Annotated in this window: 20 protein-coding genes; 7 read left to right on the top strand and 13 right to left on the bottom strand. The window is 49.7% G+C overall.

Annotated features, from left to right (window positions below):
* The first annotated feature begins 113 nt into the window (after positions 1-113).
* From AC07P6_RS19500 to AC07P6_RS19520, 5 genes are read left to right on the top strand one after another with little or no spacing between them, the layout of a single operon-like run.
* On the top strand, positions 114-1,214 hold the full coding sequence (locus AC07P6_RS19500) for a PTS fructose transporter subunit EIIC (protein WP_478314277.1): 1,101 nt from the start codon (positions 114-116) through the stop codon (positions 1,212-1,214).
* The gene (locus tag AC07P6_RS19505; RefSeq protein WP_004100938.1) at positions 1,211-1,531 is read left to right on the top strand and encodes a PTS fructose-like transporter subunit IIB; all 321 of its coding nucleotides are present in this window, start codon (positions 1,211-1,213) and stop codon (positions 1,529-1,531) included. Before AC07P6_RS19500 ends, AC07P6_RS19505 begins: the two co-directional genes overlap by 4 nt.
* Positions 1,532-1,585: 54 nt before the next feature.
* A complete protein-coding gene (locus AC07P6_RS19510; protein WP_434659272.1) occupies positions 1,586-3,883 on the top strand; it encodes a formate C-acetyltransferase in 2,298 nt (765 codons plus the stop codon).
* Positions 3,849-4,724 (top strand): [formate-C-acetyltransferase]-activating enzyme, encoded by an 876-nt coding sequence (locus AC07P6_RS19515; RefSeq protein WP_478314279.1) that lies wholly within the window; start codon positions 3,849-3,851, stop codon positions 4,722-4,724. Before AC07P6_RS19510 ends, AC07P6_RS19515 begins: the two co-directional genes overlap by 35 nt.
* Before the next feature lie 15 nt (positions 4,725-4,739).
* Complete coding sequence (locus AC07P6_RS19520; protein WP_110277185.1) at positions 4,740-5,081, top strand: PTS fructose-like transporter subunit IIB; 342 nt, start codon at positions 4,740-4,742, stop codon at positions 5,079-5,081.
* A gap of 123 nt (positions 5,082-5,204) precedes the next feature.
* Here the strand turns inward: AC07P6_RS19520 and AC07P6_RS19525 are convergent, their stop codons facing one another.
* Positions 5,205-5,972 (bottom strand): phytanoyl-CoA dioxygenase family protein, encoded by a 768-nt coding sequence (locus AC07P6_RS19525; protein ID WP_434659274.1) that lies wholly within the window; start codon positions 5,970-5,972, stop codon positions 5,205-5,207.
* Positions 5,973-6,225: 253 nt separating this feature from the next.
* Here AC07P6_RS19525 and AC07P6_RS19530 point away from each other — a divergent pair, with 253 nt between their 5' ends.
* Positions 6,226-7,059, top strand: a complete 834-nt coding sequence (locus tag AC07P6_RS19530; RefSeq protein ID WP_181482750.1) for a helix-turn-helix transcriptional regulator — start codon at positions 6,226-6,228, stop codon at positions 7,057-7,059.
* A gap of 11 nt (positions 7,060-7,070) precedes the next feature.
* Here AC07P6_RS19530 and AC07P6_RS19535 read toward each other — a convergent pair whose 3' ends face one another.
* The 3 genes from AC07P6_RS19535 to AC07P6_RS19545 all read right to left on the bottom strand — a co-directional run bounded on the left by AC07P6_RS19535 (position 7,071) and on the right by AC07P6_RS19545 (position 9,245).
* A complete protein-coding gene (locus AC07P6_RS19535; RefSeq protein WP_478314281.1) occupies positions 7,071-7,973 on the bottom strand; it encodes a GGDEF domain-containing protein in 903 nt (300 codons plus the stop codon).
* Positions 7,974-8,421: 448 nt separating this feature from the next.
* A complete protein-coding gene (locus AC07P6_RS19540) occupies positions 8,422-8,808 on the bottom strand; it encodes a hypothetical protein (protein ID WP_478314283.1) in 387 nt (128 codons plus the stop codon).
* A gap of 77 nt (positions 8,809-8,885) precedes the next feature.
* Positions 8,886-9,245 carry a hypothetical protein gene (locus AC07P6_RS19545; protein ID WP_478314285.1) on the bottom strand — a complete coding sequence of 120 codons (360 nt, stop codon included), beginning with the start codon at positions 9,243-9,245 and terminating at the stop codon, positions 8,886-8,888.
* 175 nt (positions 9,246-9,420) lie between these two features.
* Here AC07P6_RS19545 and AC07P6_RS19550 point away from each other — a divergent pair.
* Positions 9,421-10,115 (top strand): IS1-like element IS1N family transposase gene (locus AC07P6_RS19550; RefSeq protein WP_134801794.1). Its coding sequence is split into 2 segments (ribosomal slippage): positions 9,421-9,667 and positions 9,667-10,115, totalling 696 coding nucleotides; the frame shifts between segments, so codons are not numbered across the junction.
* A 142-nt stretch (positions 10,116-10,257) separates the two neighbouring features.
* Here the strand turns inward: AC07P6_RS19550 and AC07P6_RS19555 are convergent.
* From AC07P6_RS19555 to AC07P6_RS19595, 9 genes are all read right to left on the bottom strand, one after another.
* Complete coding sequence (locus AC07P6_RS19555) at positions 10,258-10,509, bottom strand: hypothetical protein (protein ID WP_478314287.1); 252 nt, start codon at positions 10,507-10,509, stop codon at positions 10,258-10,260.
* 268 nt (positions 10,510-10,777) lie between these two features.
* Positions 10,778-10,999: a barstar family protein gene (locus AC07P6_RS19560; RefSeq protein WP_478314289.1), complete on the bottom strand. Its 222-nt coding sequence runs from the start codon at positions 10,997-10,999 to the stop codon at positions 10,778-10,780.
* A gap of 85 nt (positions 11,000-11,084) precedes the next feature.
* Positions 11,085-11,378: a hypothetical protein gene (locus tag AC07P6_RS19565; protein WP_478314291.1), complete on the bottom strand. Its 294-nt coding sequence runs from the start codon at positions 11,376-11,378 to the stop codon at positions 11,085-11,087.
* Positions 11,379-11,529: 151 nt separating this feature from the next.
* Entirely contained in the window at positions 11,530-11,808 is a 279-nt protein-coding gene (locus tag AC07P6_RS19570; protein WP_478314293.1) for a hypothetical protein, read from the bottom strand.
* Between the two features lie 1,042 nt (positions 11,809-12,850).
* The gene (gene cdiI / locus AC07P6_RS19575) at positions 12,851-13,198 is read right to left on the bottom strand and encodes a ribonuclease toxin immunity protein CdiI (protein ID WP_478314295.1); all 348 of its coding nucleotides are present in this window, start codon (positions 13,196-13,198) and stop codon (positions 12,851-12,853) included.
* A gap of 247 nt (positions 13,199-13,445) precedes the next feature.
* On the bottom strand, positions 13,446-13,760 hold the full coding sequence (locus AC07P6_RS19580) for a hypothetical protein (RefSeq protein ID WP_478314297.1): 315 nt from the start codon (positions 13,758-13,760) through the stop codon (positions 13,446-13,448).
* 280 nt (positions 13,761-14,040) lie between these two features.
* Positions 14,041-14,376: a hypothetical protein gene (locus AC07P6_RS19585; protein WP_478314299.1), complete on the bottom strand. Its 336-nt coding sequence runs from the start codon at positions 14,374-14,376 to the stop codon at positions 14,041-14,043.
* An 84-nt stretch (positions 14,377-14,460) separates the two neighbouring features.
* Positions 14,461-19,593 (bottom strand): two-partner secretion domain-containing protein, encoded by a 5,133-nt coding sequence (locus AC07P6_RS19590; protein ID WP_478314301.1) that lies wholly within the window; start codon positions 19,591-19,593, stop codon positions 14,461-14,463.
* A 33-nt stretch (positions 19,594-19,626) separates the two neighbouring features.
* Positions 19,627-21,312: a ShlB/FhaC/HecB family hemolysin secretion/activation protein gene (locus AC07P6_RS19595; RefSeq protein ID WP_478314303.1), complete on the bottom strand. Its 1,686-nt coding sequence runs from the start codon at positions 21,310-21,312 to the stop codon at positions 19,627-19,629.
* Positions 21,313-21,536: the final 224 nt, after the last annotated feature.

Consider the following 21,536-nt stretch of genomic DNA (forward strand, 5'->3'; position numbering starts at 1 on the left):
CGCCTTACAAATATCCAGTAAATGCACTTTTTCTCTACTGTTTTATAAGCCGCCCTTTTTCTAAGGTTGATGCATCAACTCAGTCACGAGCCGCACAGGCTCAGGAGAAAACAATGAACGAACTGGTGCAAATACTAAAAAATACACGCCAGCACCTCATGACCGGGGTTTCACATATGATCCCTTTTGTCGTGTCCGGAGGAATATTGCTGGCCGTCTCCGTCATGTTGTACGGCAAGGGCGCGGTGCCCGATGTTGCCACCGATCCTAATCTGAAAAAACTGTTTGATATCGGCGTGGCCGGTCTGACGTTAATGGTGCCGTTCCTGGCGGCCTATATCGGCTACTCCATTGCCGACCGCGCGGCGCTGGCCCCCTGCGCGATTGGTGCCTGGGTTGGCAACAGCTTCGGTGCCGGTTTCTTCGGTGCGCTGATTGCCGGGATGATCGGCGGCCTGGTGGTCTACTACCTGAAGAAAATCCCGGTGCACAAAGTCCTGCGCTCGGTGATGCCTATCTTTGTTATCCCGATTATCGGCACCTTTATTACTGCCGGGATCATGATGTGGGGCCTCGGTGAACCTATCGGCGCGCTGACCGCCAGCTTAACCGGCTGGCTGCAAGGGATGCGCGAAGGCAGCATCGTCGTGCTGGCGATCATTATGGGCCTGATGCTGGCTTTCGATATGGGCGGGCCAGTAAACAAAGTTGCCTACGCCTTTATGTTGATTTGCGTTTCGCAAGGTGTTTACAGCGTCGTCGCGATTGCCGCCGTTGGCATCGCCGTACCGCCGCTGGGCATGGGGCTGGCAACGCTGATTGGCCGCAAATACTTCTCCGCTGAAGAGCGCGAAACCGGTAAAGCTGCGCTGGTTATGGGATGCGTTGGCGTCACCGAAGGCGCGATTCCTTTCGCCGCCGCCGACCCGCTGCGCGTGATCCCGGCCAACATGATTGGCGCCGCCGCCGGCTGTGTGACCGCCGCGCTGCTCGGCGCGCAGTGCTACGCCGGTTGGGGTGGACTGATCGTTCTGCCGGTCGTTGAAGGTAAATTCGGCTTTATCGCGGGTCTCGCGGTTGGCGCCATCGTTAGCGCAGCCTGCGTCATCCTGTTCAAAGCCCTTGCCAAGAAGAAGACGTCAGACGCCAATGCTGATGACGAGATGGATCTTGATTTCGAAATTAACCGAAAAACTGGAAGGAATATTTTATGACCAAAATTATCGCCGTTACCGCTTGCCCGTCTGGCGTCGCACATACCTATATGGCCGCCGAGTCGCTGGAAAGCGCCGCTAAAGCCAAAGGCTGGCAGGTCAAAGTCGAGACTCAGGGCTCCATCGGCATTGAGAATGAACTGACGGCAGAAGACGTCGCCAGCGCCGACATGGTTATCCTGACCAAAGATATCGGCATCAAGTTCGAAGAGCGTTTTGCCGGGAAAACCATCGTGCGCGTCAACATCAGCGACGCCGTTAAGCGCGCCGAAGCCATTATGAACAAAATCGACAGCCACCTTTCTCAGAATGCCTGAATAAAATGCCGGGGCGCGGTCTGCGCCCCGCAAAAAAATAACACGGAGTTTGTCATGACTAATCGCACTCAACGTTTAAAAGACCGTTTGTTCGCTAACCCGCGCGAGATCTCCCTCGAGCGCGCCCTGCTCTATACCGCCAGCCATAAGCAGACGGAGGGGGAGCCGGTGATGATCCGCCGGGCGAAAGCGACCGAATGGGTCCTCGACCACGTACAGATTTCGATTCGTGATGATGAACTGATCGCCGGTAACCGGACGATTAAACCGCGCGCCGGGATTGTCTCCCCGGAGATGGACCCCTACTGGCTGCTCAAAGAGCTGGATCAATTCCCGACCCGCCCGCAGGACCGCTTCAACATTAGCGAAGAAGACAAACGAATCTATCGTGAAGAGCTGTTCCCGTACTGGGAAAATCGCTCGATGAAGGACTTCATCAACAGCCAGATGACGGATGAAGTGAAAACCGCCGTCAGCACGCAGATTTTTAGCGTTAACCAGACCGATAAGGGCCAGGGGCACATCATTATTGACTACCCTCGCCTGCTGGAAAATGGCCTTTCCGCGCTGGTGGCGGAGCTTAAAGCGGTAAACAAACAACATCCGCAAAACAGCTTCTATCAGGCGGTGCTGATCCTGCTGGAAGCCTCTCAGCGCCATATTCTGCGCTATGCGGCGCTGGCCGATGAAATGGCCGCCAGCTGCGTTGATGAACAGCGGCGTAAAGAGCTGGAAACTATCGCCGAAATTTCCCGCCATAACGCGGTGCATCGCCCGGAGGATTTCTGGCAGGCCAGCCAGCTCTTCTGGTATATGAATATCATTTTGCAATATGAATCCAACGCCAGCTCCATTTCGCTGGGGCGCTTTGACCAGTACATGCTGCCGTATTATCAGGCGTCGCTGAATCGCGGCCAGGACCCGCAGTTCCTCAAAGAGCTGCTGGAATCTCTGTGGGTGAAGTGCAACGATATCGTTCTGCTGCGCTCCACCAGCAGCGCGCGCTACTTCGCGGGCTTCCCGACCGGCTACACGGCCCTGCTCGGCGGCCTGACCGAGACCGGGCGCAGCGCGGTGAATATCCTGTCGTTTTTGTCCCTCGACGCCTATCAGAACGTGCGCCTGCCGCAGCCGAACCTCGGCGTGCGGGTCAATGAATTGATTGACCGCCCTTTCCTGCGCAAAACCGCAGAGACCATTCGCCTCGGCACCGGCATTCCGCAAATCTTTAATGATGAAGTGGTGATCCCGGCGTTTCTCAACCGCGGCGTGTCGCTGGAAGACGCGCGGGATTACTCGGTAGTCGGCTGCGTTGAGCTGTCGATCCCGGGGCGCACCTACGGCCTGCACGATATCGCGATGTTCAACCTGCTGAAGGTGATGGAAATCGTGATGCTGGAGAACGAAAGCAATCCTGACATCACCTGGGACGGACTGATTGACCAGATCCGCGACAAGACACGCTACTACATTCGTCTGATGGTCGAAGGCAGCAATATTTGCGATATTGGCCACCGCGACTGGGCACCGGTTCCCCTGCTCTCTTCATTTATTGAGGATTGCGTGCAGCACGGCAAAGATATTACCGAAGGCGGCGCGCGCTATAACTTCTCCGGAGTCCAGGGCATCGGCATCGCCAACCTCAGCGACTCGCTGCACGCGCTAAAAGGAATGGTGTTTGAGCAAAAACGCCTGAGCTTTGCCGAGCTTATGGCGGTGCTAAAAGCCAACTTCCAGACGCCGGAAGGCGAGAAAATCCGCGCACGGCTGATCAACCGCTTTGAGAAATACGGCAACGATATCGACGAAGTGGATAACATCAGCGCCGACCTGCTGCGCTTCTACTGCAAAGAAGTTGAGCAGTACCAGAACCCGCGCGGCGGCCACTTCACGCCGGGTTCATATACCGTATCTGCCCACGTGCCGCTGGGTTCAGTGGTTGGCGCGACCCCGGACGGGCGTCTGGCCGGGGAACAGCTGGCGGACGGCGGGCTGTCGCCGATGGTCGGCCAGGATTCTCAGGGCCCGACCGCAGTGCTCAAATCGGTGAGCAAACTGGATAACTATCTGCTGTCCAACGGCACACTGCTGAACGTTAAATTCACCCCGGCGACGCTTGCCGGAGACGGTGGACTGAACAAGCTGGCCGATTTTTTACAGGCGTTCACCAAGCTGAAGCTGCAGCATATTCAGTTCAACGTAGTCAACGCCGACACGCTGCGTGAAGCCCAGCAGCGACCGCAGGATTTTGCCGGTCTGGTGGTACGCGTCGCGGGCTACAGCGCCTTCTTTGTCGAGCTGTCGCAGGAGATTCAGGATGACATTATCCGCCGCACCGCGCATCAGCTGTGAGGTGATGGAAACGCGCGCCGATAAGGCGCGCATTTTTAACATCCAGCGCTACTCTTTAAATGACGGTCAGGGGATCCGCACCGTCGTTTTTTTTAAAGGCTGCCCGCATACTTGTCCGTGGTGCGCCAACCCGGAGTCGATCTCGCCGAAAATCCAGACCGTGCGCCGGGAGAGCAAATGCCTGCACTGTTCCCGCTGCCAGCAGGATGTTGTCGAGTGCCCTTCCGGCGCGTGGGAGCAAATTGGTCGCGACGTCACGCTGGATAATCTGCTGAAGGAAGTGCTAAAAGACGAGGTCTTCTTCCGCGCCTCCGGCGGCGGCGTCACCCTGTCGGGAGGCGAAGTGCTGATGCAGGCCGAGTTTGCCACTCGTCTTCTGCGCAGCTTACGCGAGTGGGGGATCAGAACCGCGATTGAAACGGCTGGCGATACCGCGTTCAGCCATTTTTTCCCGCTGGCGAAAGAGTGTGACGAAGTCTTATTTGATCTTAAAATTATGGATGAAGCGCAGGCCCGAGGGCAGCTATTGATGAATATGCCACGGGTGCTGGATAACTTCACCCGCCTGGTGGAAGCCAATATTCACGTCATTCCTCGGGTGCCGTTAATTCCGGGTTTTACGCTTGATGAAGAGAATTTCCGCCAGATCCTGGCGTTTTTGGCCCCGTTTAAGCTGCCCGAAATTCATCTTCTACCGTTCCATCAATACGGCGAACCAAAATATCACTTACTGGGAAAAACATGGTCGATGTCGATGATTAAAGCACCTGAAGAATCTGAGATTCAACCATTCAAGACGCTGGCTGAACAGGCTGGTTTTAGCGTGACCATCGGCGGATAACGCCTGGAGGATGCTATGGATTTCAATATCGTTGCCGTAACGGCCTGCGTAAGCGGTGTCGCTCACACTTATATGGCAGCCGAGCGCCTGGAAAAGGTCGGCCACCATGAGAAATGGAATATCAAAATTGAAACGCAAGGAGCGTTGGGGGTTGAGAACAAAATCACGGCGGACGATATTGCCCATGTCGATGTCGTTCTGCTGGTGACGGATATTGAGATTGACGATGCCAAACGCTTTAGCGGCATCCGCACCATTAAGACCAGCATCAAAACCTTCTTGTTGCAGCCGCAGCAGATTGTCGAGGCGGTGAAATGCATTATGAAAAAGCCAGTGGTCTATATTGAGATCCCTTGAGTGAGGGAAATCCCGGAGGCGGCGCTTAACGCGCCAGTCCGGGCTACCGGTGCTCAGCGATTCTGTAGCCCGGACAGGTGCGCAGCGCCGCCTCCGGGAACAACGTGCTCAACAACTTCAGATTTACTCCACACCCAGCAGCCATTTCTGCGCAGGCGTCAGGCGGCTAGCGGTTTCCGGCGTCAGCCAGCGCTGCTGATCCTGCTGTGCGGTATCTTCGCGGTCAATATACAAACTGTGCAATACGCGCCTTCTGCTGCCGATACGGTTGCGCGTCCCGCCGTGCCAGGCATGGGCGTTGTAAATCATTACGCTACCCGCCGGCGCGGCAAACACCACCTCATCAGGATGCGTCAGCTCTGGATTATCCAACACCTCTTCCGGCAGCTCAGGTCGGTGGTGCGTTCCAGGAATAATGCGCGGTGCGCCGTTTTCCGCACTTAGATCATCAATAGCCCAGATAGCATTAACCAGATGCACTTTCGGGAAATCCGGACGCGGCTTTTTCCAGTCCGCATGCAGCGGCTGATGACCACCGTTAAACAGCGCTTCCCGCGCGTTCAGGCTGGAGACTTTAAAATCCCCCTGAAAAATATACTGACAGGCAGAAAGGACCAGTGGATGGGACCAGACTTTCTCCCAAACCACTCCTTTATTAATCAGATTGGCAATGCGCGTTGCCGTCGCCTCCTGATGGTGCTCAATCGCGAGGTTATCACCCTCTTTCTCGACGATAGCATCGATAAGCGTACGCATTGCCTCCAGCCACTCCGGGTCCGCCACGTTATGCACGACGGTGTAGCCCAGGGTATCCAGTTCCTGTTTCATTTTCGGGGTCAGCGCAACGTTCGCCCCCAGCGCTTCCAGATAAACCGCAGATTGTTGTTCCATATTTATATTCCTTAACTTATCGATAACACAAAACAAACTCTAATCTGTGCCGACCGGGAATACATGAGGCTAAAACTACGAAAAACTGGACAAGCGTACACGGCAGGAAAAAGTGTGATGGCTATCAAAATCCAGTCACGACCAGAGACTCGCCAGGGCGGTCAATACCGGGGTAGTCTGATACAGGACAAATCACTGCTGATAAAATAGATTATAATCAACAGGATAATAGCTCTATTCTAAGGTCCACGGGATGATTGACGATCTGGCAGACATTTTAAATCGCTTAGTAAATCAGAAGGATAATCTGCACGTCAGGTTTCCCGAGCCGGATATCTCCGAGCCTGCGCTGGCGTTTAAAGTGCCTTTTCCGCGGCTGGAAATCGTGCTGGAGGGTGAACTGAAGGAAAATGGCTTGCCGCTGTCGGAGACGATGCTATCCACCTCGCAGGTGCTCTATGTCCAGGCAGGGAAATGGACCCAGCCGGAATGGACCGGACCGGCATCAACGCTAAGTATCCTGTTTGGCCGCCAGAAGCTCGGGTTTTGCGTTCAATACTGGGATGGCAAACAGCTGCGAACGGAAAAGCAGAACGTCGCTCGCCTCGGGCCACGCGTGGGCTCCTACCTGCTGCTGTCGCTCAATGAAATCTGCTTACAGCCTGACCCGGTGACCGCCAGGCTGGTGGTCGCGGCCCTGTTGAGCCACTGCCTTGAGCAACTGGTTGGCCTGGAGATGCGGGTCAGCCGCAGCCGCGATCTGTTTATGGCAGTGCAGGATTATCTGGAAGAACATCTCAGCCAACCCCTGACTCGCGAGTCGGTAGCGAAACGCTTTCATATCACGCCTAACTATCTTTCGCATATTTTCCAGAAATCAGGTTCCGTCGGCTTCAACGAATTCCTCACCAGCGTGCGCCTGGAGAAAGCGAAAAAGCTGCTGCGCGGCTACGATCTGAAAGTAAAAGAGATCGCCCATAACTGCGGATTCGTCGACAGCAACTATTTCTGCCGGGTGTTTAAACGCTATACCGAGCGCTCGCCTTCCGAATATCGCCGTCACTGCCGCAGCGCGCAGCAGGGATAATTCAGGCCGCGCTATGCGGCCCACTCCACGCGCCCGCGACCGCTATTTTTCGCCTTGTAGAGCGCGTCATCGACCTTTTTAATAAACTCATTCTGCGGTTCATCCTGATTGCGCAGGCCGACGCCAATGCTGATCGACAGCGGATTATCGTGATTAATCAGGATTGCGCGGGCATTTTGCAAAATTGACTGCGCCAGTTCATCAACTTCCTGCGCCGACAGGCCATCAACAATAATGGCGAACTCTTCTCCGCCGATCCTCGATGGCAACACCTTATCGCTGGTGAGCTTCGCCAGCTGCTTACCGAGGGCAAACAATACTTCATCGCCCACCAGATGGCCGTAGGTGTCATTGATTTTCTTAAAGAAATCGATATCGACAATCATTAACGCCAGCGAATGCCCCTCTTTCTCACGGATGGTGTCGATAAAGAAGCGGCGGTTTGGCAACTGGGTCAGCTCATCCTTCAGCGATTGAGAACGCGCATCGACGTACAGGAGATTGATACGCTCGATGATTTTGTAGATCCCGATAGCGGTCAGCAGCATCCCGGACAGGCGCAAGAGGTCTTCACAGTAGTAGCCCATCCAGCGCGGCTGGCGGAAGATTTCGTCCATCAGGTCAAACGTTCCCCCGGCAATCCACAGCAGAAGCCCGTAGCGTACCCAGTTAACCGCCACATGGTTCATGCGTACTTTGGTTGAACTCCACAATATAAACAGCAGAAAAAGCAGCGCCAGGAGGTCAATATACATTCCAGGATTAGACAAAATCGCACTCCAGGGCCCCAGCGGCGGCGATACAAATGCACACAGGCCGGATACGGCAACGATCGTCAGCAGTGCGGGAAGAAAATGCGTTCGGGAAATAGCGGAGAGTGGTTGAATATTGATATTTTTTTCGCGTTCAGGCATGGGTAGGTCTCTCAACAACGTGGCTTACCATGTGTTAAGCATACCAGCCAACGGTGTTCGAGCGAACTTTAAAGGCGCATTACCCGTAAATGGGGGATATCAGCGAAAGAGAGAGTGGACTGACCCCGCGGAATTTTTCCAACGTACTACCAGTCCATGGCGACGAAGTCAGTGCCGCGGATGGTATAGGGTTCTCCTGATAGGGATTTAGCTATCGGTGCGGGTTGGGGAGGACTTTTTGGGACTGTGGGAGGTGCTTTCCAGTTTTGGTGGGTTGGGCTTATATGAAATTATTATCGAAGTGATGTTTGCAAAAGATCACCTGAGATTCACCCTATCAAACATTTAATTTGAGATTGTTATTGCATCAGGTCCCTTTCAAAACCAAAGAGGCCATGTAAAAATCGGCAATTCATCACAGTGCCAATGGTTGAGATATTCTTCCTGATTAAGAACCAGGAACATAATCAGGATCCTCGTCATCAGAATCCCAAAAATTAACTGGAGGTGCATACGCTCCATTATGTATTACAGGGCACCATCCAAAATCATTATAAAATAAAGACAGTTCAACAATCTCATATATATCATCACTTTCCTGGTTTAAAGTTATTAGTGCAGGCTTGTAATGAGTATACATCCCCCCAGCTCCTGCCATGGCTCGTTCCTCAAAGAGTTCTCGGTCCCAATCATAGACAATCCCGAGTGTATCTGGAATAACCGTAAAAAACATGACCTCAAACTTATCAGAAACCTGAACTCTACATGGTATATTTTTTTGCTTTGAGAGCATTCCGGTAATTAAGTTATCTGGAAATTTAATTTTCAGCATCATTTTAACCAACCTTAGAGAACAATAATGCCCTCCGTATTTAATATCCACCGACATATCAATGGCAAGGAGCAGAAATATCATAATATTAAATTATTTATATCTACGTCAACAACATTCCAGTCCCTATTTTCCATATGATGTAAAAAATCCTCAGGTAAAGACACACCGTAGTGCTGTATATAATAGGCAAGATCGCCTGGCCAAGCCCATGCACCATCAGTTTGGATGGTAAGCGTTCCTATATATTTTTGTTCTTCAGACAATAAATCTGTAAGAACGGCAGGAGCGACCATCAACAAATACCCATGTTCAAGATAACCTAAAACCTTTGATAGATTGATATATACAAAATTATTTATCGAATTTATTAAAGAATCATCATTCTCGCCACCATGAGGCAATTCTTTGTAAAATCCAACCTTCTTTAATTTTTTCATTTCCCACCTGAACGAAAAGTAAAAACATTCCAGTTTTGCTTATCAATTTCATCATAAGCGCCAAATTCACCTTAATCTAATCAGATAGCAATTATAAACGTGCAATACATGTTCTTTAGGTGATGCCTCTAATTAGTTGAATCTGATGTATAATGCGGGCTTTTGAGGTTCTTTCATGGCCAGCGTTAACATTCATTGTCCTCGTTGTCAGTCTGCACAGGTCTACCGCCATGGTCAGAACCCTAAAGGCCATGACAGATTTCGCTGCCGTGACTGCCACCGCGTTTTTCAGCTCACTTACACTTATGAGGCCCGTAAGCCGGGCATTAAAGAGCTGATCACTGAAATGGCCTTCAATGGCGCCGGGGTTCGCGATACCGCCAGAACACTGAAAATTGGCATTAACACCGTCATCCGGACTTTAAAAAACTCACGCCAAAGCGAATAACGTCTTCGCCCGTTGCTCATGCTGATGTGGCGCTTATCTGCGAACTTGATGAGCAATGGAGTTTCGTTGGCAGTAAAGCCCGGCAACACTGGCTCTGGTACGCGTATAACACCAAAACAGGGGGTGTACTGGCCTACACTTTTGGTCCCCGTACCGATGAAACCTGCCGGGAACTACTGGCACTGCTTACGCCATTCAACATCGGCATGATCACCAGCGACGACTGGGGCAGCTATGGCCGGGAGGTGCCGAAGGATAAGCATCTGACCGGAAAAATATTCACCCAACGGATTGAGCACAATAACCTGACGCTGCGCACCCGCATTAAGCGCTTGGCTCGTAAAACAATCTGCTTCTCGCGTTCAGTAGAGATCCACGAAAAAGTCATCGGGACGTTTATTGAAAAACACATGTTCTACTAATTGGAAGCATCACCGTTCTTTACAACAGAAAACTCTCTACTAAGTCCCTTATAATTTATTATCTGTTGGCCAATTCAAGAACCAATGCTAAATGCAACCTATCCGACCGCCCCTTTAATTCACGGAGATAAGAAAGAACTGACTATTCGAAAACATCACTAATTTCCTCATCTTCCATTGACAATTCAAACCCTACAACGAAAGCGCCATTGACTAATATTCTATATATGTTCCCCCCTTGTTCTGGAGTATCACTTAGCGCGTAGGCAGATCTAACCTCTCCATATTTTTCAGTAAGAAAATTGATTATTTTCTCTCTCCTTCTAATAAACAAAGCCGAGTTCACCAACTCCCTTCCATTTATATCTTCAGTGCGTGAACCTATTAACTTCATTTTATGCTCCCTGATAAGATTTCATTCATATCAGCAAGGACCATCATAATACTTGTAAAAGTATCTATTCCCATTATTCTTCCCATCTCAATTCCTCTGATATAATACTCGCTTTTAGCAGAAAATAGTGTCCCAAAACAAGAGGCTTTACCACGAGTCAACTGAGTAATACTATCTGAAGTTCAGGTTCTCGCTCGAAAACAGGGTTTGATATAAATTACCGGGGTAGAATCTAAGCAAAATATCTGATTCGATAACATAAACTCTTTTACTTTAACATATAGTCAAACCGTTCCTTCCAGTCAAACTGAATATCTCGTTGTTTAATCCTCTCGAAAATAATTATGATTTTATCAAAAGACTCTCTGAGAACGAACCTTGATAATTCAGAGTGTACCCAAATGATTTTTACTGGCCTTTCTACATCTGTACTTAGCCTGTCCCATAACGCATCGAGATTACTACCGTAACAATCACCAAAATTTAACAATGCAGAAATCTCGCGATGAAAATCAGCTTCGGAATCTATTTACCCACCATCTAAAACAAACTCATTCATATTTCATACCGTCGTTTTAATTGTTATTAATTCTTATATCATTTAGAATTTTCATCAGCCTTTCTATAGCTTCCGACGGTTCTTCCTCAGGGCTAATCAATATGTTAAATATTTGATCGTCAAGTTGAATATCATAAATATCAATACCAATATAACCTTTTGACCAAAATTCCACCGCGCCTATTTTCTGATGACCTTTAAACTCGACACGTTCCAGATCTCCAAAATCACCATCAGAAAAGAAACTGTACTCAAACAAATACTCAGAGAGAGTAGGTTCTATTTTATTTTTAAAGTCATTAACATTCATAGTTCTATTATCCTATTTTCATTTCACCTATAAATTAAACCACATAAATATTTACTATACCAGCTCATTCCAATTCCATCATAATTCACCATGGATATCCCAATCCTTTTTGATTTTATATTAAAATAGACATTCACTGAATGTCAATCAATTAACTTTTGAGGAAAAATATATTTTCTCCATTGATATAACCCCATATTAACTCACCCAGCATTGAATATATTTTCGGCTGTAAAGGCATTAATAACATTAGAAACTCGTCAAAGCCATTATTAACAGTAATACACTTTACCTCATTCCCACAAGAGGCTCTTGCCAGGAAAACCCCATTAATACTATCACCACTCAACTGATATTTTATTAATCCTGTATGTATGTCATAATCTATCGATAACAATTCCAGACTACAGCACTCAGATAATAATTCCATTTTACCCCTCCAGATAAGTATGTATATCTTCAAAAACAATACTTTCATATCCCTCCCTGCTCAATGCTGATATTTTTCACATTACATAATCACAACAGCATGCTAAATTTGACATAAAAACCTCTTACCGATTAATACCCTTCCTGTAACAGTGATGGATTTTTCTGTTACTCAACTTCTTTAACATATGAGTCGAATTTATTTGGATCTAATTTACTTTCTATCAAGAGTCGCCCACAGCAAGGGCATATATACGCATCTTTTGCCGACCTATCATATAGTTTAGTCAGTAAATCAGGGTATTTGTTTGTCCTGATATCCTCCCATAGTCCGACGATATCCATTATATTTTTTTGAGGGACGACATCATATAAAAAACCCTCCTCCATTGTGTGTACTGCCATAACATGTCCACATTTACATCTCAACTTTGACATTACTTTCCTCCAATAGAAGACAGGTCAAATCCATGAAGACTTCTGTCGAATTTATACCCTATAAACATTCATTATGAATAATATTCAGATCCATTTGTTAATTATTTAAGTTGATATAAAATAATACTACAATTAGTTAATTCTGATAAACCCTGACCTCTTCAAGAGTGACCCAATTAAAATTCAAAGTTGACAGTCATCTCGATTAGATAACTCTAGCAATTCTTTTAAATATGCCTAAAAATCCCTCCTCTTCGTTTCCTTCATATATTCCAAAACAGATTTAACATTATCAATGGTAATACCTCCATCAACTCTGGATATTTCTATCTTGATAATTTTTTCACCGTTAATAAGATAAGTATAAATATCCTCATACTGTTCTATCATATGATATATAAGGCATGCTGAAGAGGCATACCCAAACCTTTGACGTATAAATGGGAAAACAACCGTTCTCTCCCACCGATCAAATTCATCTGTTTTTTCATATTATTTCACCTGATTTGAAACAAATCCGCCAGCGAACTCTCTAATCAATGCATTATCAAAAGATCGGCGTTATAAATATAGACATCGACCTCACATATCTAACAATCAATACATCATGCTAACTTACTAATAATCCCTGGAACTATACATGCATCTTCAGGATGCCGTTGAATATATTTCTTAGCAGCTAATTTTAAATATTCAAAACATGTTTCCTCGCTAACAATTACTGTTTCGTCTTCAGAAGGAGGGTAGCCCCATGCAAATTCAACCCCCACACTCCTGTCGTCAATGTTATCTATAAAATCACAATAAGCACCGTCAGTATTTAATGCATTTCTTTCGACAAGCAACTTTATCGCTCGAACAAAATTCCCATCACTATACATCCTATCAAAATATCCTTTAACAACCCAGTTTTCTTCAGTAGTATCGTATGGCTGACCAAATAATTCGTTCATCTAAGATCTCCATTTTTATTTAGGAAGAAAATGTCTAACTAAGCCTGTTGCAGAATCCAAGTATACTCTAAAAGTTACTCCCTCTGCACTTTGTTCATACTATGTAATTTTTTAGACATTGCATTTCTGTACCACAAGCTAGCAATGAATCATTTTATTATCGAGTTCGGTGATCGCCTGAGCGATCATCTTTAATACATTTACAGTTACAGCGAACTATCCCGATACAAAGCCATGATCATTTGAATTAATAAAAATCAGATGCGACTCTCCCTTCTTTTTTTAATATATCAAGAAAGCGTTTATACGCTTGCTCATCCAGTTCCAGGAGTTCATCTAATAGATACTCATTAATTAAGGCCCAATGAAAAATACCGTATCCGTTATTTTTAAAATAAACACATTTATCTTTTATTTCAGCATCAATGACTTCAACTTTATTAGCAGAATAAGCTGCTAATCCGCCATAACCTCTAGGAATACCTAAAAAATTTACATCGCCATCGATAAAATAAATTGCATAAATATCGACCACTTCACCATCATTTTCTCTAATCTTCATTTAATTCTATCCTTAATACTATCTATCACCGCCTTAGGGGCCTGTTAGATTCGTTGGGGAGTCGTAATCTTCATATCATAAGCTTTATTCGTAGTTAAGTTGTACTGATAGTGAACGGTAATAGTTGTCCCATCAGAAAGCTTCTGTTCTATTTCCATTTTTTGGAAACCAGCTTCCACAGGAAAACGAGAGTCGTTAAATGCACGCACAACATAGCTTTATTGCTCACTATATAGCGATATCAGATCGCTGTTCACATTATTTCAGCGCAATACAATTATTAATCTATCCCAGGCCCCTTCCACTCAAGTTTTGCTTGCAAATGTTCTGGGACCAGTGAAAAAAGCTTTGAAAAACTTTCTAAGTGATCATTATAAAGCATACTGATTTTTTGGTTGCAATTTTCATAGTAATATCTGGCTTGATAATTAAGAAATTGAATATCATCATCTCCAAACTCATCCTCTGACAAAAAAACATGAAACTTATGAATCAAATCCGTTTCAAATAAAGCAGAGCGATCCTTAATTCTATAAAGTAGCCCTGAAGATGCGACCATCCGCAGATGAATCAACGTCACATGCAATAGATCAAGATAAATATCATTCTTCCTCATTACTGCCACCTTATTTTAAATTAACAACATACTTTTTATAAAACATGGCCACAATTATACTTTGTAGCCATATTTAAAACTATACTATTTTTTCCTCACGGGTATAGGATGTATGTCACCTTTGTAAACCTCAGTAGATGTCCACCGACCATTTTGTATAAGTTTTTCAATGTACACAGGATTTCCTGTTTCATGATAAATTTCCTTAGCAGCAACGAGTTTGTGATTCCCTTCCAGGAAAAAATACTTCCCATTCTTATCAACATAACCTCCTGCTCTATTTTTTAATAGGGTAAAATCAAATTCATTTTTTTTCATTTGTTCTTTAATCAAATCAACTGTTGCGGGTTTCTTTAAACCAATCTGCCCACTTTTTATGTTAGCCAGCGCCCCCTTTTGGGACAGAACGCCAACATCAGTAAGATATTTGCCAATGGCAGGTACAACATACTTGCCAGCTCCCCATCCAACAGCCCACATAGTCGCATCCGCTAAAGCTTCTTTACCCCACAGCTTTAATGCGCAGCCAGTACCAGCAGTCCATCCGCAGGTATCAAATCGATTATATGCATTTTCACCCATTTGATGATATTGACCAGCAATATCAAAACCAATCTGAAGCCCTAGTTCCCTGTAGCCACTTGCACGAGAGATTCCCATCAGCATTTCGTTAACACAATCCCCGTTTCCGGCAACTCTGCAACCCTCAAATCTCTTCTCATTTTGAACTGACATTTGAGTCATTTCCCTGCGAACTCCAACTTCGCAGTTGCTGTTTCCCTTACAGTTAACCAGTTTTTTCGCAAATTTTGCTGGCTCTTCATGCATTAGAAAATTATACCGAAGTACATTCTCGGCGGCATTTGCGCCACTATTTACTCCAGCAACTGAATTTGTTATCGCTGCTCCTGTAATAGCACCAATAACTCTTCCCGCAGACTGAATCTTATTATCTCGAGTGTCTGGCTCAACAAACATATTGCCTAGCGTTATGGCAGCCAGCTCCGCCGCCAGCGCCCCTGCCGCAGCCCCCTTACCATCGCCGCCGGCAATTTCGGCGCTGATGCCCGACAGCACCGCGTGGCTGAGCATTTTACCTTGCGGACCCAGCACCTGACCGTTATCGCCAATCAGTCCTGCCCCTTCGGCATTAATCTGACCAGCGACGTTAGCCAGCAGAGCCGTGGTCAGATTGTCTTTATAGCTACCGCCGTTGATGGCGGTGTTCATGCTGGAGCTGATAACCGACTGCCCGGCAACCCGCTGGGCGATTTTGGTCCAGCCCTCATCTTTGATAAGTACAGGCAAGCGGGCTTTATCTGCCGGAACGTCCAGCGCCATCATCTTGTCGAACCCGGCCAGCGCGCCGCCAATCGCCATCGACGTCGCCAGCGATTTCACCGAACTGCTGCTGCCCATCGTTTTCAGGGTTTTCGACAGGTTACCCTTGTGTTCAACCAGCGCCACCGCCGCCTGAGACATCAGCGATGACATCCCGGCATAGGCTGAGCCATAGACCATCGTCGCGGTCGCGCCTGCCGCACCAGTGGCCGATACCGCGCTTGTCGCCGCCGCTGCGGCCAGTCCGGCACCTGCCGTCACAGCAGCAACGGCAACAGCAATCACCGCCGCCACCACCGGATTCAGGCTCTGGCTCTGGTGGTTCCAGCCGTCGTAAGCGTTCTTAACCGCATTCCACTGCACATCGCTGCGGGTATTCAGCCCCTTCAGCCACGCGGTGCCGGGCAATTCACCCAATGCCGTGACGGCCCCCTGCAGCATCTGGGCGTTTTGGGTACGCACATCGGCGCTGATGCCGCTAGCCGCATCGATAGTCAGCTTACCGCCCGCATGGATTGACGGCAGGACCCATTTATCTTCGCTGTAGCCCCGGTTGCTCTGCTTGATGTAAAAACCTTTCGAGTTAGTTACCGTCTGCTCGAAAGTGGTATTTTTCACCGCCCGGAAGTTGACCTTTCCGCTGGTGCTGGTGAGGCGAGCGTTTTTCCCTGCCGCGATTTTACTCGCCTCATAGGTGCTGTCGTCGCGGCTCAGCAGGTTAATATCACCCCCGGCGGTAAACTCGGTAACCCTTTTTATCGTCTCGTGCTTCGTCTTTTTGATGGTGGTTTTCTTACCCCACCACTTGCGTTTGACGGTTTTCTTCTCGTAGTGGCTCGACTCCTCCATCGCCTGGGCATACAGCCAGCCGCCTTTCGCCGCCACGTCCATCGTGCCTTTTGCAATCAGCCGGGTCGCCTGGAACAGAATGCTGCCGCCGGAAATCACCGTCAGCGCCGCACCTGAGTTCAGCGTGACGCCGGTCTGGGTGACCGCTTCGCTCCAGCTGCTGCCCTTTTCCCGATATTGCGTCCCCTTCACCGCCTCAAAGCGCATATTGCCGCCGGAGGTCAGGAAGATATTGCCGTTGGAGGTCAGACTGCTTCCCGCCGCCTGAATCGTTCCACTGGCCGCCAACGTCAGTTGGTTTGCGCCGCGTATGCTGCTGAATACGTTCAGTTCATCATGGTTATTGTCATTCTTGCTGTCGGTGACGCTGTAGCCTTTGGCTGGCAGCAGGATATGCCTTCCGGCCTGTAGAGTGGTTTTATCTCCGGCGACCACGCTGGCGCCGGGCAGCGAGATATCCGCTGCCGCGCTGATCAGCAGGTTTTTGCCTACCTTCAGCACGCTACGTAGTTCTGGCGTACGACTGGTGGGGAAGTACGGGCTGAAACGTTCGCTGAGGGTACGCATACTGAAATCAGCCTGCGCCCTTGAAGTTATGCTGATGTTCCCGCCAGCCTCCGCACGAATACCTTTTAAGGTCAGGTTTTTACCGCTGCTGAGGGTAATATCGCCCGATGCACGCAGCGGGTCGCCCGGCAGCATGCGGTTAAACAGTTCCTGTTTCCGCTCTGCAGAAAGCTGAACGCCGGGGTGCTGATGGTCCAGCATCGCTTCATTTTTATCGACGGTGATATCACCGCCCACCGTCATAGCGATATTTTTGCTCTGTACCGGCAGGCGGGTGTTTTTGAGCAGAATATTGCCGCCCGCGTTAATGAACAGATCGCCGGTGGCTTCCAGACTCCCCAGCCAGCGGATGCCGTCGGCATGGAAGTAATTAGGCTGCTCACTGGTGTGCAATTTCACATCACCAGAACGGCTGACGAGGGTAATATTTCTTCCCTTTAATTCACTCTGCCAGGAATCAACATTTCTGCCCGACAGAATGGAAATATCTTTGCCCGCAGTCAGCAGTGCCAGAGCCACTTTTGTAAATGAATCGGATAAGAGAGTGATATCACCAGTGGCTTTCATCACATCGGCAGTAATAATGTGTCCCGCACGCAGTAAAATATTATTTGCCGTTATGGTTTCCGCTCGCGACATAACGCCGGAATACATAGCATCAGTGGCATAGGGCACGCTGCTTTCTATACGTTCAGAGAAGTCAGCGACCAGGTTGCCACCTGCTTTCAGACGCGAAACGTGTAATTTGCTCTGCACCCAGTCGGTTGTTTCACTTGAATGGCGGAATTTATGCTCCTGTTGAAAACCATATATTCTAGAAACCCCTTTTTCTTTCTCCGGGGCAAGGGCTCGGGGAACAGGATTACTTCCGAAGAAGAAATACTTTTTCAAAACCCCTTCATAACGGTTCTCATTAATCAGTGAACGTCCGGTCAGTATTGCATCACGAGCAGCGCTAATATCTCCCAGCCGGTTAACCAGACTACTGGAATGGATATAGAGATTTTGCCCCGCGCTGATAACCGGTCTGGCCCCCTGAATTTGCACGGTATAGCGCTTTTTTTCAGTATTCAGCCAGGTCAGGTTTGCAAAATCTACCGCTCCGAACCAACGCACAGGCTCACCGGTATCCATCACCCCAATTACCCCTGCTGGAACCATGACAGCAGTTCCGTGCGGCCCTAAATGTGTCCAGTACCAACCCAGCCGGTTATTCGACACCAGCGCACTTCCCGGCTTCTCCGTCCGCACCACCGTCTCAGCTTTATTAATCACATTCTCAAGCCGGTCCGTCCGTATCACCAAGTCGCCACTATTGGTCTGAATACGCGCCGAACGGTTCTCCACCAGCTTCGCCTTATTCCCCTTCGCGTCCTTCTGGATCCACATATTCTTGTTGCTGTGCAGCGCTGCGCCGTTGGTATTGCGCACCGTGTCAGCGAAAATACGCATATCGCCGTGGGCGGTGGTGGCGCTGCGATTTTCCAGCGTGGTGGCAGCCAGGGTCATATCGCGTTCGGCCCTGACGCTGGCACCCGCCGTAGTGGCAAGGCTACGGGCGCTGACGTTCAGGTCGGTCTGCGCTTTCACGTTGCCGAGGGTGATTTTCCCCGCCGTGGTCAGCGAGATGTCTCGCTGGGTCGAGGTGATGTCATTAAGATTGACTCCAACGCCTGCTTCCGTTGCTACCAGGCGAATTTTATTGGCGTACATCCCGCCCAGCGCTTTGGTGTCTACTGCCAGCTGAGGTTTCGTTCCCTCTCCGGCAATGGGTTTAATGCTGCCGTCCTGAAAATTAACCCTGTTCGCCCCTTGGGTCAGGCTCACCGTGCGACCGCGAATTTTACCGTTCAGCTCCGTCGCCCGGCTGATCACATCAACATATTCCGCCGAACCGCCGTCAAGGCCCTTGCTGCCGATAATCACGCTGCCTTTTTTCACCTCCAGCGCGCTCAGCGCCCCCTGCTTATCCAGCTGCGGTTTACCGGTGGTCAGCGTCACGCCAGGGGTATTGATAAAACTGCACCCGTCGCAGGTGATGCCGTTCGGGTTAGCTATCATCACATTAGCCTTCTTCCCGGCCACCTCCAGCTTGCCGTTCAGCGTCGAGCGGGTGCCGCTCGTCACTTCATTGATAATCAGCTCCGCCGCCTTGCCTTTGAGATTCGGGTTTGCCCCGAGCTCACCGGCCAGCTGCGATTTCGCCGCAGCGGTGGCGTTATTCAGCACCGCGCCGGGCGCATTAATGCTGAAATCGGTGTAGCGGTTATGCGAGATACCCGCAGAATTGGGCGTGGCGATATTGACCACCGGGACGTTGCCCGGCTTCATCACCACTTTGCTGTTGCCGTTCGCCGCCGTGATACCGGCGGCAATGGCGGGGTGCATGGGCTGCACGGCGGTCAGATAAATCAACAGCCAGCCTGCCGCCCGCGCTAACGGGTGGAGTGGTTTTTCCATTGTGATAAACATCCTTATTTGTTGTGCCAGCAGTTAAAGCGTGAGGGTGGCCTGCCAGTAAACCACCGGTTTATCCGGGCTCAGCGAATCGGGCCAGGCGAGCGGGAAGCCAACGGAGAGCGACTGCGTAAACCAGCGCCCGCTCAGTTCCAGTCCCAGAGCAGATCCGACTACGTTGCCGCCGGCAATTTTTCCGTTCTCGCTCATCACATGCCCCGCATCCAGCGCGCCAGTCAGCGACAGCGTCCCCAGTCGCGGTAGGGTCAGCCACTGCCAAGTCAATTCATTACGCCAGTAGCCGCCGCGGTTGCCGGTCAGATACTGCTCCTTAAATCCTCTGACCGAATACTGACCGCCAACGGAGATGCGCTCGCTGGCATAGAGGGTATCGGGGGTGGTCTGGCCGTATGCGGAGGTCAGCCAGTACATTGAAGATGTCACGGGATAAAACCAGCTGCCGTTGAGGCTGAAACGGCGATATTCACTGCGCGGGAGCGACGGATGCGCCGGGTCGTCTTCCGTCGCTCTCGCGATGCCCAGACCATGAGCGAAAGCGGGACCGACCGTCAGCCAGCCACCCGCCAGCAAGCGACTGTAGTTAAGGCCGGTAGTCAGACTAGTGAGCGTTGGACTGCTGACGTTCAGACGCACGCCGCCGAGACGGTTTTCGGTTTTACGGCGGGTGAAATCGACATCCAGCGCCAGCCGCTGTTTGCCGTCGCGCCACAGGGTACGGTTCACCGTCGCACGCTGAGTCTGCACGCTGCCGTCATAACGCCAGCTGGCGGATGACTGCCCTGTCGAAACAGGCTGATAAAAGTCGGACCAGCCGTACTGCGCACTGAAAAGCCAGTAGCCATAAGGCAGGGTGACGCCCGCCTGCAGGCTGCGGCTGCGGCGATCGTGGTGAAACTCGCTGTCGCGGGCGGCGGAGAACGACCACTGGTCAGCCAGCCGCAGCAGGTTGTCTGCTACCAGCCCGGCGTTCATCTGCCCACGACCGGTGCTTTTTTGCCCGCTATTGTCCGCCCCAAGCGCCAGGCTGACGGGAAAGCGGGTGCTGGTCGGGATCAACTGAACCTGCGAGTATCCGGCGGTGCTTCCCGGCAGGATATCGATGGTTAACTGGCGGGAAGCAAGCCGGTTGAGGCGCTCAAGCCCCTGTTCCAGATCGCGCAGATTAAGCACCTGCCCTTCCACACCGGGAAAAGCCATCCGCAGCAATGCTTCTTTTTCGCCGTCGACGCGGACCGATTCCACTCGCCCTTCGGTCACGGCAATGTTCAGCCTTCCTGTGGAGATATCCTGTTCTGGTAGCCAGGCGCTGGAGGTGATGTAGCCTTTTTCGAGATAGGTCTGGGTGATGTCCCGAACGCGCTGGCGAATATCCTGAAACGTCATACAACCACGAGCCGGAACTACAGCGAAGCGCGTTTGCGCCGAACGAGAGAGCACCGTCACGCCGGAAACCTCCACGCGCTGAAGCGCATAACAACGACTGTCTTCGGTCAAAGCTGGCGCATCAGGCAGACGCGGGGGTGGCGAAGTACCCTGTAGCGAGTCACGCTGCTGCTGAGCCTGTTCCAGCAGCGCTTTTTGCTGCTGCTCAATAGTATTGTGGTCAGCCGGGCTTAGCGGTGCAGCCGCCAGAGAAACAGGGAAAACCAGCAGAATAGCGGCGCTGAAAAACGCGCAAGGGAAAGCAGATTGCACAGGCATCGAAACTCCATTTTCGTGACTTGGTGCAAATAGTTATCATTAACATCACTGATTAATCCATAATTTCTCCACAATTGAGGCTGGAAAATGGTCATTTTAGGAATAGTGATCGGTCAAATGGCTGCGAATGTCTTAATTGCAAGGGCCCGGGGGATGTTGATGTTGATCTGCCTTTCCCGGGGGCGGCGCAGAGCGCCTTGCCCGGGCTACAGGTTCGTGCGGTC

Source organism: Klebsiella sp. GFKo11 (genome assembly GCF_056490265.1).